At 69.7% G+C, this 12816-nt stretch carries 12 protein-coding genes and 1 riboswitch; of the genes, 7 read left to right on the top strand and 5 right to left on the bottom strand.

The genetic code is table 11. The features are described 5' to 3' along the window. Positions 1-78: 78 nt before the first annotated feature. A complete protein-coding gene (locus CSC71_RS09230; RefSeq protein ID WP_162374079.1) occupies positions 79-1290 on the bottom strand; it encodes an O-succinylhomoserine (thiol)-lyase in 1212 nt (403 codons plus the stop codon). 80 nt (positions 1291-1370) lie between these two features. Then, on the bottom strand, positions 1371-2381 hold the full coding sequence (metX, locus tag CSC71_RS09225; protein ID WP_162374078.1) for a homoserine O-succinyltransferase MetX: 1011 nt from the start codon (positions 2379-2381) through the stop codon (positions 1371-1373). Between the two features lie 76 nt (positions 2382-2457). After that, positions 2458-2577: riboswitch (SAM riboswitch) on the bottom strand. A gap of 160 nt (positions 2578-2737) precedes the next feature. On the opposite strand from metX, the gene CSC71_RS09220 reads away from it, so the two are divergent. The 5 genes from CSC71_RS09220 to trhA all read left to right on the top strand — a co-directional run bounded on the left by CSC71_RS09220 (position 2738) and on the right by trhA (position 8177). Beyond that, a complete protein-coding gene (locus CSC71_RS09220) occupies positions 2738-3826 on the top strand; it encodes an NHL repeat-containing protein (RefSeq protein ID WP_162374077.1) in 1089 nt (362 codons plus the stop codon). Then, positions 3823-4746: a peptidoglycan DD-metalloendopeptidase family protein gene (locus CSC71_RS09215; protein ID WP_162374076.1), complete on the top strand. Its 924-nt coding sequence runs from the start codon at positions 3823-3825 to the stop codon at positions 4744-4746. Before CSC71_RS09220 ends, CSC71_RS09215 begins: the two co-directional genes overlap by 4 nt. A gap of 151 nt (positions 4747-4897) precedes the next feature. After that, positions 4898-6502, top strand: a complete 1605-nt coding sequence (locus CSC71_RS09210; protein ID WP_162374075.1) for a peptide chain release factor 3 — start codon at positions 4898-4900, stop codon at positions 6500-6502. Between the two features lies 1 nt (position 6503). Beyond that, a complete protein-coding gene (locus tag CSC71_RS09205; RefSeq protein ID WP_162374074.1) occupies positions 6504-7403 on the top strand; it encodes a CPBP family intramembrane glutamic endopeptidase in 900 nt (299 codons plus the stop codon). Between the two features lie 156 nt (positions 7404-7559). After that, on the top strand, positions 7560-8177 hold the full coding sequence (trhA, locus tag CSC71_RS09200; protein ID WP_162374148.1) for a PAQR family membrane homeostasis protein TrhA: 618 nt from the start codon (positions 7560-7562) through the stop codon (positions 8175-8177). A gap of 71 nt (positions 8178-8248) precedes the next feature. Here trhA and CSC71_RS09195 read toward each other — a convergent pair whose 3' ends face one another. The 3 genes from CSC71_RS09195 to mtgA are packed head-to-tail and all read right to left on the bottom strand — an operon-like array spanning position 8249 to position 10480. Next, entirely contained in the window at positions 8249-8677 is a 429-nt protein-coding gene (locus CSC71_RS09195; protein WP_162374073.1) for a CBS domain-containing protein, read from the bottom strand. Next, the gene (locus CSC71_RS09190) at positions 8637-9662 is read right to left on the bottom strand and encodes a glycosyltransferase family 2 protein (RefSeq protein WP_162374072.1); all 1026 of its coding nucleotides are present in this window, start codon (positions 9660-9662) and stop codon (positions 8637-8639) included. Before CSC71_RS09190 ends, CSC71_RS09195 begins: the two co-directional genes overlap by 41 nt. Beyond that, positions 9659-10480, bottom strand: coding sequence for a monofunctional biosynthetic peptidoglycan transglycosylase (gene mtgA, locus CSC71_RS09185; RefSeq protein WP_162374071.1), 822 nt, complete (start codon positions 10478-10480; stop codon positions 9659-9661). Before mtgA ends, CSC71_RS09190 begins: the two co-directional genes overlap by 4 nt. Positions 10481-10625: 145 nt before the next feature. On the opposite strand from mtgA, the gene hslO reads away from it, so the two are divergent. Beyond that, positions 10626-11534 carry an Hsp33 family molecular chaperone HslO gene (gene hslO, locus CSC71_RS09180; RefSeq protein WP_162374070.1) on the top strand — a complete coding sequence of 303 codons (909 nt, stop codon included), beginning with the start codon at positions 10626-10628 and terminating at the stop codon, positions 11532-11534. A 205-nt stretch (positions 11535-11739) separates the two neighbouring features. Then, entirely contained in the window at positions 11740-12567 is an 828-nt protein-coding gene (locus CSC71_RS09175; RefSeq protein ID WP_211367954.1) for an XOO1806 family protein, read from the top strand. The last annotated feature ends 249 nt before the right edge of the window (positions 12568-12816 follow it).

Here is a 12816-nt window from a genome sequence, read left to right as displayed (position 1 = left end):
AGCGCCGGAGTCGAAGGACATGCTTCGACTTCGCCCGCCACGCGGGCTACGCTCAGCACGAACGGGATATTTGTTCGATCATGCGTCGGCGAGCTTGCGTTTCGATGCGTCGGCCACCGCCTGCGCGCGTTGCAGCGCGGCGGACAGGTCGGCAAGCAGGTCTTCGGCGGATTCGATGCCGACCGACAGGCGCAGCAGGCCGTCGGAGATGCCGGCCTTGGCGCGCGCTTCCGCGGTCATCGCCGCGTGGGTCATCGACGCCGGGTGCGCGACCAGGCTTTCGACGCCGCCCAGCGACTCGGCCAGGGTGAAGTAGCGCAGGCCGTCGACGAAGGCGCGCACTTCGGCTTCGCCGCCATCGAGCTCGAAGCTGATCATCGCGCCGAAGCCCTTCTGCTGGCGCGCGGCGACGGCGTGGCCCGGGTGCGACTCCAGGCCGGGGAAATAGACCCTGGCGACGGCCGGATGGCTGTCGAGCAGGTTCGCGATCGCGGTCGCGTTCTCCTGGTGCACGCGCAGCCGCGCGTCGAGCGTGCGCAGGCCGCGCAGCGTGAGGAAGCTGTCGAACGGCGAGCCGGTCAGGCCCAGCGCGTTCGCCCACCACACCAGCTGCTCGTGGTGCTCCCGGGCCTTCGCCACGACCGCGCCGCCGACCACGTCGCTGTGGCCGTTGACGTACTTGGTGGTCGAATGCACGACGAAGTCGGCGCCGAACGCGATCGGCGTCTGCAGCGCCGGCGACAGGAAGGTGTTGTCGACCACGGCCAGCGCGCCGGCCTTGTGCGCGGCGTCGATGACGAAGCGCAGGTCGGTGATGCGCAGCAGCGGGTTCGACGGGGTTTCGACCAGCACCACGGCCGGCGACTGCGCCAGCGCGTCGGTCAGCGACTGCGGGTTGGTCAGGTCGGCGGTGATCAGTTCGAAATGTCCCTTCTTCGCCAGCGCGTTGAACAGGCGCCAGCTGCCGCCGTAAGCGTCGTGCGGCACCACCAGCCTGTCGCCCGGCTGCAGCAACGCATTGAGGATCAGGGTGATCGCGCCCATGCCGGTGGCGGTGACCACCGCGCCGGCGCCGCCCTCGAGTTCGGCCAGCGCCTCGGCCAGCAGGTCGCGGGTCGGGTTGCCGCTGCGGGTGTAGTCGTAGGGGCGCTTGTTGCCGAAGCCGTCGAAGCTGAAGTTCGACGACAGCACGATCGGCGGCGTGACCGCGCCGTAGGCGCTGTCGCGGTCGATGCCGGCGCGCACGGCGGCGGTGGCGGGGCTACACGAAGCGTCGGTGTTGTTGCTCATGGGGTTTCTCCGGCGTGGGGCGGGTCTGGACCCGCCATCGAATTCGTCTGGATGTCGCGGAAGGCGGGTCGGGGCCCGCCCTACTTCAGGGCGCTGGCGAGGATGGCGTCGATCTTGTCGGTTTCCTTCAAGAAGGCGTCGTGGCCGTACGGCGAGCGCACGATACGCAGGCTGCCGCGCGTGCCGAGGCCCTCGACCAGCGCGACGTGGTCGGCCAGCGGCACCAGGCGGTCGCCTTCCACCGCGACCACGACGGTCGGCACCGCGACCTGCGCCGGGTCGACGTTGTGCAGGTCGATCGATTCGGACAGGCGCAGGAAGGCGGTGACCGGGGTGCGCGCGACGTATTGCGCGCCGGCGGCGTCGAGGTAGTCCTCGGCGGCGACGCGGACCCGGCCGTTGACCACTTCCGGCAGCGCGTCGAAGCGTTCGCCGAATTCCTCCGGCGTGCGGTAGCTGAGCATCGCGAACTGGCGCGCCAGCGATAGGCCCTGCGCGTCGGCGCACTGCAGCTGGCCCAGCGCCACCGCCTTGCGCTGCAGCGCACGCCACGCGGCGGCATACGGATGCGGCTTGTGCGCGCCGCTGGCGACGACCAGCTTGCGCAGGCGCCGTGGGTGGCGCACGGCAAGGTGCAGGCCGACCAGCGCGCCGTAGGAATAGCCGACGAAGGCGTGCAGCGCGTCGATGTCGAGCGCGTCGAGCAACGCGACGATGGCGTCGGCCTGGTCGGCCGGATCGATCGGCGCGTCGAGCGTGCCGTCGGCGCCGACGAAATCGAACGCGAGGATGCGGCGCTTCGACGGATCCAGCGTGCGGCCTGCGGCGACCAGTTCGTTGGCCCAGCCCTTTTCCGGGAATTCGGTGCTGGCCGAAGCGTGGCGGTGCGCGGAAATGCCGCCGGCGATGAACACCACCGGCGCGTCGGCCGGGCCCTGCACTTCGTAGCGCAGCGTCAAGGTGCGGGTGCCGGCGTGGCGCAGCGCGAGGACGATCGGGAACTCTCCGCGAACGGTGCGCGCGAGGGCGGTCGCATCGGCACGGGCGGACGTCTGGGGGAGGGTCTGCGGCTTTTCGTTCACGAGGCTCATGGCATTCGACGGCGACGAAGAAACGGCCATCGAGCTTCGCGGAGCCCGCGTTCGCCACACCCGGGGGGCGTGCTGCGAACCATCTTTCGAAGACGCTGTCGGTCTCCGCAGGATTTGGCACCAATCACGGACGCTTGCGCATCCGCTGGTTGCCCCGGCTTCAAAGGGCCTGTCCCTCAGCCGGTCTCGATGGTGCGGGCATGATGCGCCCGGCCGCGGGCGATGTCAATCGCTTTATTCGGATAGAGCGATGGATTATTCCGAATCGCCATAAGACCTTGATCCGGAATTCGTTTCCATTGAAAACAAGCGCTGTTACCACCTTTTTCCGAATCCCGTTCCCGCATAATTCGCGGATGACAAGGAATCCGATGATCGGCGCGGTATGCGCCGGCCTGCTGGCGGCCTGCGCCAGCGTCCCCCGCCCGGATACGGGTACCCCCGCCGCCACGGCCAACCTGGACGACGCCGTGGTGGCCGAAACCTGGGTCTCGGACGGTGACCCCGCCGACGAAATCGATTCGCTGGCGGTGTGGCCGACCGAGGACGGCCAGGCCTGGCTGATCGCCACGGCCAAGGCCACGCACCGGCTGATCGTGTTCGACGCCGCCAGCGGCCGGCGCCTGCGCACGGTCGGCGAACGCGGCGACGGCCCGGGCCGGTTCAACCGGCCCAACGGCATCGCCGTGTTCGGCGACCTGCTGTTCGTGGTCGAACGCGACAACCATCGCGTGCAGGCGCTGCACCTGCCCGACTTCGCCCCGCTCGGCACCTTCGGCGCGGACGTGCTGCGCTCGCCGTACGGGCTGTGGGTCGACGAAACCTCGCCGCAGCAGCTGCAATTGTTCGTCACCGACAGTTTCATGGCCGACTACCGCACCGGCACGCTGCCGCCCGTGGAGGAAATGAGCCAGCGGGTGAAGCGCTTCCGCGTCGACCTCGACGAACAGGGACGGCCGCACGCGCAATACCAGGGCGCCTTCGGCGACACCTCGGCCGCCGGCATGCTGCGCATCGTCGAATCGATCGCCGGCGATCCGGCGCACGACCGCCTGCTGATCGCCGACGAGGACCGCCGCGTCGGCTCGACGCTGCGCGACTACGCGCTGGACGGCAAGTACCGCGACCGCGACCTGCCGGCGTTCGATGCCGAGGCCGAGGGCGTGTCGCTGTGGGCCTGCGACGCCGACACCGGCTACTGGATCGCCACCGACCAGGAGCGGCCGACCCGGTTCCGCGTGTTCGACCGCGAAACCCTGCAGCCGCGCGGGGTGTTCAGCGGCCGCACCGTCGCCAACACCGACGGCCAGGCGCTGTACGCCGCCGCGCTGCCGAACTTCCCGGCCGGCGCGCTGTTCGTGCAGCACGACGACCGCGCGGTGGCGGCGTTCGACCTGCGCGACATCGCGCAGGCGCTGCGGCTGGACCCCGGCTGCGTGGAATGAACGCAGCGCGCGCCATCGCCGTTTTCGCGGGCACGCTGCTGCTGGCGCTGGCGGCGTCCAGCGACGCGGGGCGGCTGTTCCGCTGGAAGGACCGCAACGGCGTCACCCATTACGGCGACCAGTTGCCGCCGGGGCAACGGGCCGAGGGCGAGATCGAGACGATCCACTTCCGCAATCCGTCCGGCGCGCCGGTGCGGCTGCGCGTGCAGCGGATGCAGACCAGCTACCAGGCCTGGGCCGACAACCAGTTGCCCGGGCCGATGGAAGTGCAGCTGTCGTTCAAGCGCAGCGAGAACGTGCTGGCCGCGCCGGCGCTGCCGAAGCGGGTGCTGGTGCCGGCGCGCGGCAGCCTGCTGGTGGCCACCCTGTACGCCAGCGACCCCTCGCGCGGCGGCGACTTCGAGCTGCTGATGGACGCGATCCCGGGCGACCCGCAGGCGCGGCCGTTCGACTACGCCTACCGGCTGCCGTTCGACGCCGACCGCGTGCGCGTCGACCAGGGCCCCGGCGGCAGCTTCAGCCACGCCGACGCGCAGAACCGCGACGCGATCGACTTCGCCATTCCCGAAGGCACGCCGGTACTGGCCGCGCGCGCCGGCGTGGTGATGCAGGTCGAGTCGGATTTCGACAAGGCCGGGCTGAACCGCGAGAAGTTCGGCGGCCGCGCCAATTTCGTCCGCATCCTGCACGACGACGGCAGCATGGCCGTGTACGCGCACCTGCAGCCGGATGGCGCGCAGGTGCGCGTGGGCCAGCGCGTGCGCCAGGGCGACCGGATCGGCCTGTCCGGCAACACCGGCTTCTCGACCGCGCCGCACCTGCACTTCGTCGTGCAGGTCAACCGCGGCATGCAACTGCGCTCGATCCCGGTGCGGGTGGTCGGGCCGCTCGGCGAGCTGAAGTTTCCCCGGCCCCGTTGACCGCAGGCGCGCACGCGGGGGGCGCGACGAGGCCCCGCCGGGAACGCCCCGTCGCCCCCGGCGATGCCGTGTCCCAGCGGTGCGCCCCTGCCGGGGCGGCTATAATTCGCCCATCCCCTCGCCTTCCCACGCCCACGCGGGCGCGTTTTCCATGTCCGAAGTCTCCACCGAAGCCGCGCGCCGCCGCACCTTCGCGATCATCTCCCACCCCGACGCCGGCAAGACCACGCTGACCGAGAAGCTGCTGCTGTTCGGCGGCGCGATCCAGATGGCCGGCTCGGTCAAGGGCCGCAAGGCCGCGCGCCATGCGACCTCGGACTGGATGGCGCTGGAAAAGGAGCGCGGCATCTCGGTGACCTCGTCGGTGATGCAGTTCCCGTACGAAGGCAAGATCGTCAACCTGCTCGACACCCCCGGCCACGCCGACTTCGGCGAGGACACCTACCGCGTGCTTACCGCGGTCGACAGCGCGCTGATGGTCATCGACGTCGCCAAGGGCGTCGAGGAGCGCACGATCAAGCTGATGGAAGTGTGCCGCCTGCGCGACACGCCGATCATGACCTTCATCAACAAGCTCGACCGCGAGGGCCGCGAGCCGATCGAACTGCTCGACGAGGTCGAGAGCGTGCTGAAGATCCAGTGCGCGCCGGTGACCTGGCCGATCGGCATGGGCTCGCGGCTGAAGGGCGTGGTCCACCTGATCAGCGGCGAGGTGCACCTGTACGAGGCCGGGCGCAACTTCACCCGCCAGGACTCGACGATCTTCGCGTCGATCGGCGATCCGGAACTGGAGAAGCGCATCGGCACCGACATGCTGTCGAACCTGCGGGACGAGCTGGAACTGGTGCAGGGCGCGAGCCATCCGTTCGACCTGCAGAAGTACCTGCGCGGCGAGCAGACCCCGGTGTTCTTCGGCTCGGCGGTCAACAACTTCGGCGTGCAGCCGCTGCTCGACTTCTTCGTCGAACACGCGCCGGCGCCGCAGCCGCGCGCGACCACCACGCGCGAAGTGCGGCCGACCGAAGAGAAGCTGAGCGGCTTCGTGTTCAAGATCCAGGCCAACATGGACCCGCAGCACCGCGACCGCGTCGCGTTCATGCGCGTGTGCTCGGGCGAGTTCACCGCCGGCATGAAGGCCTTCCACGTGCGCAGCGGCAAGGAGATGAAGCTGGCGAACGCGCTGACCTTCATGGCCAGCGACCGCGAGCTCGCCGAATCCGCCTTCCCCGGCGACGTGATCGGCATCCACAACCACGGCACGATCAGCATCGGCGACACCTTCACCGAGGGCGAATCGGTTTCCTTCACCGGCATCCCGAACTTCGCCCCGGAGCTGTTCCGCCGCGCACGCCTGCGCGATCCGCTGAAGCTCAAGCAACTGCAGAAGGGCCTGGCGCAGTTGTCGGAGGAAGGCGCGACCCAGTTCTTCCGCCCGCTGCTGAGCAACGACCTGATCCTCGGCGCGGTCGGCATGCTGCAGTTCGACGTGGTGGCGTACCGGCTGAAGGACGAATACGGCGTCGACGCGACGTTCGAACCGGTCGGCGTCGTGACCGCGCGCTGGGTCGGCTGCGACAACCCGAAGAAGCTGGAGGAGTTCCGCGAGAAGAACGCCAACAACCTCGCGGTCGACGCCGCCGGCGAGCTGGTCTACCTGGCCCCGACCCGGGTCAACCTGCAGCTGGCGGAAGAACGCGCGCCTGACGTAAAGTTCCGCGCAACGCGCGAGCATGCGCACAGCGTGGCGGTGGACTGAAATGGCACAAGCTCCGCAGGTCGCGACGCAAGCCGCCACGCGGTGGTACCTGCGCTCGCCGATGCGGATCCTGTATTTCGTCCTGCTGCTGGTCGCCTTCCATCTGCTGGCGCGGCTGGCCGGGCACGGCTTGGGCATCGTGCCGGACGACCTGAAGGCGATGCGGGTCAATCTCCCGTCCACCCTGCTCCGCCTGCTGCCGTTCGTGCTGGCCTACTGGGTGCTGGTGCGCCTGATCGAGCGCCGTCCGGTCGCCGAATTGTCCTGGCGCAAGCTGCCGCACCTGCTGTGGGGCCTGCTCGGCGCGCTGCTGCTGTTCTGCGTGGTGACCCTGGAATTGTGGGGCGCCGGAGCGTATCGGATCACCGGTTTCGGCGATTCGCCGCTATGGACGCTGTTCCTGCTCACCGCGGTGGTGCCCGGCGTCACCGAGGAAATCGTCACCCGCGGCGTCCTGTTCCGTCTGGTCGAGGAAGGCCTGGGCACGTGGATCGCGCTGGCGGTGTCGGCACTGCTCTTCGGCTTCGGCCACGCCGCCAACCCCGGCGCCAGCGCCTGGAGTTCGATCGCGATCGCGATCGAGGCCGGCCTGCTGTTCGGCCTGCTGTACCACGTGACCCGCTCGCTGTGGTGGTGCATCGGCCTGCACGCCGGCTGGAACTTCGTCCAGGGCGCGGTGTTCGGCATCCCGGTGTCCGGCATCGCCGTGGACGGCCTGGTCGATGCACAGCTGCAGGGACCGGACTGGCTGGATGGTGGCGGTTTCGGCGCGGAAGCGTCGGCGCTGACCGTACTTACCTGCAGCATCGTGACGCTGCTCCTGCTGCGCCGCATGTTGCGCGAGCGCAGTGTCATCGCTCCGTTCTGGAAGCGCGCAAGGCGTACGGAAGCAGCGGCTTGAGCGACCGGCCGCGGCCGGCGTCGTGACTGCGTTCTGAACATCGACCGCCTGCCGGGTGCGCCGGCGCACTCCGTACGCTAACGTACGCGCATGGAAACTTCCCCCTCCTCGTTCCGCGCCCTGCGCGAACGCCGTCGCGCCGACCACCTGATCGACATGCGCGACGAGATCGCCAGCGCGCTGACCCACGGCCTCGGCGCGGTGGCGGCGCTGGCCGGCGGCGCGGTGTTGATCACGCTGGCGGCGCTGTACGGCGACGGCTGGCAGTTGAGCGCGTCGATCGTGTTCGGCACGACGCTGCTGCTGCTGTACCTGGCCTCGACGCTGTACCACGCGGTCCAGCACCCGGTCGCGAAGGGCCGGCTGAAGGTGTTCGACCATTGCGCGATCTACCTGCTGATCGCCGGCACCTACACGCCGTTCACCCTGGTCGGCCTGCGCGGGCCGTGGGGCTGGGGGCTGTTCGCGGCGATCTGGACGCTGGCCGTCGCCGGCGTGGTGTTCAAGCTGTTCTACACCGGCCGCTTCAAGCTGCTGTCGACCGCGATCTACATCGCGATGGGCTGGCTGGTGGTCGTGGCGTTCAAGCCGATGCTGTCGTCGCTGGACGGCTGGACCATCGGCTGGTTGCTCGCGGGCGGCGTGTTCTACACGCTGGGCACGTATTTCTACCACCGCGAGAACATCCGCTACTCGCACGCGATCTGGCACATGTTCGTGATCGGCGGCAGCGTATGCCACTACGTCGCGGTGATGCGGCAGGTGCTGCCATAGGCACGAGCGCGGGGCGCCCGATGTCCCCCGCCTGCATGCCGCCCCTCGCGCTGGCCGCTGCCGCTACCGTCCTAACTGGCGATATACCGCTGCAACTGGTCCAGTTCGACCTGCTGGTCCTCGATCACCGCCTTGACCAGGTCGCCGATCGAGACCACGCCGACCACGTTGCCGCCGTCGAGCACCGGCAGGTGGCGAATGCGGTGCTCGGTGACCACCTGCATGCAATGCTGGGCCGTGTCGTTCGGGCCGACCGTGATCACCTTCGACGTCATGATCTCGCGCACCGGCGTGTCGCGCGACGACTTGTCGTGCAGCACCACCTTGCGCGCGTAGTCGCGTTCGGAAACGATGCCCGCCAGCCGCGGGCCTTCCATCACCAGCGTCGCGCCGATGCCCTTCTCGGCCATCAGGCGGATCGCCTGGTACACCGAATCGTCCGGCGCCACCGCGAAGATCTCAGGCGCCTTCGCCCCCAACAGCTGCCGCACCGTGCGCATGGCCGTCCTCCTCCGTGCCGGGATGCGGCAAGGATACTCTTCCCGCCGCGGGTTGCCACACGTCGACCAGGTACAGCGGACGCTGCTTCGCTTCTTCGTAGAGTCGCCCCAGGTATTCGCCGATCAACCCGAGCGCGACCAGCTGGATGCCACCGAGAAACAGAATCACCACCATCATCGTCGGCCAGCCCGCGACCGGGTCGCCCCACAGCAAGGCCTTGACGACGATGTAGACCGCGTATGCGAAAGCCAGCAGCGCGGTCAGCACGCCCAGGTAGGTGGCGACGCGCAGCGGCGCGGTGGAAAAGCTGGTAATGCCCTCCAGCGCGAAGTTCCACAATTTCCACAAACCGAACTTGCTGTGTCCGGCCAGTCGCGCCTCGCGGTGGTACGGGATCGCGACCTGGTTGAAGCCGACCCAGCCGAACAGGCCCTTCATGAAGCGGTGGCGCTCGCGCAGCTGTTTCAGCGCGGCCAGCGCGCGCGGCGACAACAGGCGGAAATCGCCGGTGTCGGCCGGGATCGGCGTCTTCGACAGGCGGCCGATGACGCGGTAGAACGCGTGCGCGGTGGCGCGCTTGACCCAGCCTTCGCCGTCGCGCTCGATGCGCGTCCCGTGCACGTCGTCGTAGCCTTCGCGCCACTTGTCGACGAACTGCGGGATCAGTTCCGGCGGGTCCTGGCCGTCGGCATCGAGGATCAGCACCGCGCCCTCGTCGACCTGGTCGAGGCCGGCGGTCAGCGCCAGTTCCTTGCCGAAGTTGCGCGACAGCTTCAGCAGCGACACGCGCGCGTCGGCTTGCGCCAGCCGCTGCATGACCGCCCAGGTCGCATCGGTGCTGCCGTCGTCGACGTACAGCACGCGGCCGTCGATGCCGTGCAGCCGGCGCAGCGCCGCGTCGAGGCGCGGATGCAGCTTCGGCAGCGCCTCGGCCTCGTTGCGCGCGGCCACCACCACGGTCAGTCGCTGCTGGGTTGCGTTCAATCGAGCCTCTCCAGGTAGGCGGGGCCGCCGATCTGGCGCGCCTGCCGCTGTATCCAGTTGGCGCGGCGCTGCACGAACGGACCGGGCCGCGCCGCACTGTAGCGCCTCGGCGCCGGCAGCACCGCGGCGAGGCGCGCGCTTTCGGCGGCGGTCAGCCGGCTGGCGTCCTTGCCCCAGTATTGCCGCGCCGCCGCCTGCGCGCCGTACACGCCGTCGCCGAGCTCGGCGACGTTGGCGTAGACCTCGAGGATGCGCCGCTTCGGCCACAGGGTTTCGATCAGCAGCGTGTACCAGACTTCGGCGCCCTTGCGCAGCGCGCGCGACGGCAGGCTGCGGCCCTGCCACAGGAACAGGTTCTTCGCGGTCTGCTGGCTGATGGTGCTGGCCCCGCGCAGCCTGCGCACCGGCGTGCCGCGCTTCTCCGCACGCTCGATCATGCGCTCGTTGTGCCGCTGCGCCTTCTCGATCGCGCGGAAATCGAAGCCGTCGTGCACGGCGAAGTTCTGGTCCTCGGCGGCGACCATCGACAGCGGCAACCACGGCGAGATCGCGTCGAGGTCGCGCCAGTCGTAGCGCGGATGGAACCTCCATTCGCCTTCGCCCCACGCTTCGAACTGCCGCCAGGCCATGAACGCGCTGAACGGCGGGTCGACGAAGCGCAGCGCCAGCACCTGCAGCGCGCTGCCGGCGGCGAACAGGAACGGGAACGCCAGCAGCCAACGCCACCAGCGGCGGCGCCTGGCCGGCGCGGCCACGGCGCCTGCGGCGGCGGCCGCGGACGGGAGTTCGCCAGGATTCGCTGAATCGATCTGGTTCATGTTTCCCCGGGCGGCTTGCGCAAGGCGCCGGCCGACCCCATCTGCATGGCTTCGAACAAGGGCGCATTATGCCAATTGCGCGGCGCCGCCCCGGGCAACGCCGGATTAGCCAGGCACTGCCCCGACTTCCCGACAGGATCCCGCCATGCCGAACCCCGCTTCCGACACGCAACTGCCGGATGTCCAACTGAGATTCCTGCTGCCCCACGCCGGCGTGCGCGGCATCCATGTGCGGCTGGAAGGCGCCTGGCGCGAGATCCTGTCGCATGCGCACTACCCGCCGGCGGCGCAGCAGTTGCTCGGCGAAGCCAGCGTGGCTGCCGCGCTGTTCACCGGCCACGTCAAGGTCGGCGGCCGCCTCTCGCTGCAGCTGCGCGCGGCCGGCCCGTTGCGCACCCTGTTCGCCGAATGCACCGCCGCGCACACCCTGCGCGGCATCGTGCGCTGGGACGACGGCACCGCACTGACCCGCGACCTGACCCGACTCGGCGACGACGCCGTGCTGGCGATCACCATCGAAAACCCCGGCCTGGACCCGCGCGAACCGCAGCGCTACCAGAGCCTGGTCGCGCTGCGCGCGCCGACCCTGGCCGAGGCCTTCGAGGATTACTTCCGCCAGTCCGAACAGTTGCCCACCCGCCTGCTGCTGGTCGCCGACGGCGAGGCCGCGGCCGGGCTGATGCTGCAAAAGCTGCCCGGCGATGCCGGCGACGACGACGGCTGGAACCGGATCGGCGCGCTGTTCGACACCCTGGGCGAGGCCGAGCTGCTGGCCACCCCGGCCGCGACCCTGCTGCAGCGACTGTTCCACGAGGAGGGCTTCGAGGTGCTGGCCGGGCAGCCGCTGCGCTTCGCCTGCTCGTGCTCGCGCGAGCGGGTGGCCGGGATGCTGCGCTCGCTGGGCCGCGCGGAAGCCGAAGCCGCGGCGATCGACGGCACGGCCGAAGTGCGTTGCGAGTTCTGCGGCCGCCGCTATCTGTTCAGCGAGACGGAAATCGTGGAACTTTTCGCCCCGGCCCCTGTCCAAGCCCAAGCTCCGGCCCACTTGCAATGAGCACCGGCCGGCACTTTCCCCCGCGGGAAGCGCCGATCGTCGTAAATGCCAAGCGGGTCACTTCCAAGCTGCCGTCGAACTTGTTAAATAGTCGTCAATTGGCTATTGTTCACGGCCCTCTGGGGGGAGGGGGAAATTGCCTCTGTAGTCGGGACATCCCAAGCCGGCCATGAAACTGCGTCGCCTCACATTGCCGTTCGCCCTGCTGCTGGCCCTCGCGCCCGCTGCCGGGGCCTTTGCGCAGGCCAAGCCGCAGTCTTCCGCGAAGAACGACACCACCGTACTCCCGGTCTGGAACAACGATGGCAAGGTCGAGGCCCTGCTGTTGCTGGATCCCACCGGCGAGGCGAGCGCCGGCGCCAAGTGGCGCCTCGGCAGCAATACCCTCAGCGCCGCCTTCGGCCTCGATGCCGGCGACTCCCTCGGCCTGGTCTGCAACCGCCAGACCGGCATCGCCAGCAGCATCGGCAGCCTGATCAGCCACTGCAACGTGGCCGCCTTCGACAATGATCGCGACCATGCCGGCCAGCACATTTCCGCCGGCGCCAGCCTGGGCCGCGGCGACAGCCGCATCGGCCTGGCCGCCGGCAGCGGCCGCGGCACCCTGCCCGCCTGGCTGACCCCGGGCAAGGGCAACACCCAGATCGAGCAGAACGACTTGGCCGTATTCGGCGAAAGCAGCGTCGGCCGGGAAGGCTTCGTCCGCATCGGCGGCACCGTGGCCCGTGCCCGCCTGGTGCCGGCCACCGACCTGTCGCCGGCCATCACCGACCATTGGGACAGCCGCAGCCTCAGCGTCGGCGGCGGCTACGGCCCGTTCAGCGCCGACATCATCGGCCGCGTGATCGACGTCCCCGGTCAGCCCGCGTGGAAGGGACTGGGCCTCGGCCTGACCTGGCGCACGCCGTGGAGCGGCCAGCTCACCGTCGGCGCCGAGAATGTCGTCACCCGCGGCAAGAACCCGTTCTCGCCCAACAACGACGGCACCGACGACGGCGCGGTGCCCTACGTTCGCTACGAGCAGGATCTCTAGGCGCGCCGCCGGCACGGCCGTCGCGCGGTCCGCATCCGGCCGGCAACCCGCCCATTTCCCCTAGCAAAAATATCGGGCTCCGCGCGGCCGCGCCTTGCCGTCATGCGTTCGGCAACGCGCGGATCAGCGGCTGCAGCCAGGTTTCGTACGGCGCCCACTTCGGCCGCTCGCGCCGCACCACTTCGCCGCGCACCTGGACCGCGCTGGCCGTGGCCACCGCGCGCGTGCTGGCGGCGGTGCTGCGCATGC

Source organism: Pseudoxanthomonas sangjuensis (genome assembly GCF_010211755.1).
In the GTDB taxonomy this organism is placed as follows: domain Bacteria; phylum Pseudomonadota; class Gammaproteobacteria; order Xanthomonadales; family Xanthomonadaceae; genus Pseudoxanthomonas_A; species Pseudoxanthomonas_A sangjuensis.
The sequence above is the reverse complement of the archived record's forward strand: the minus strand, read 5'-3'. Positions and strand labels throughout refer to the sequence as shown.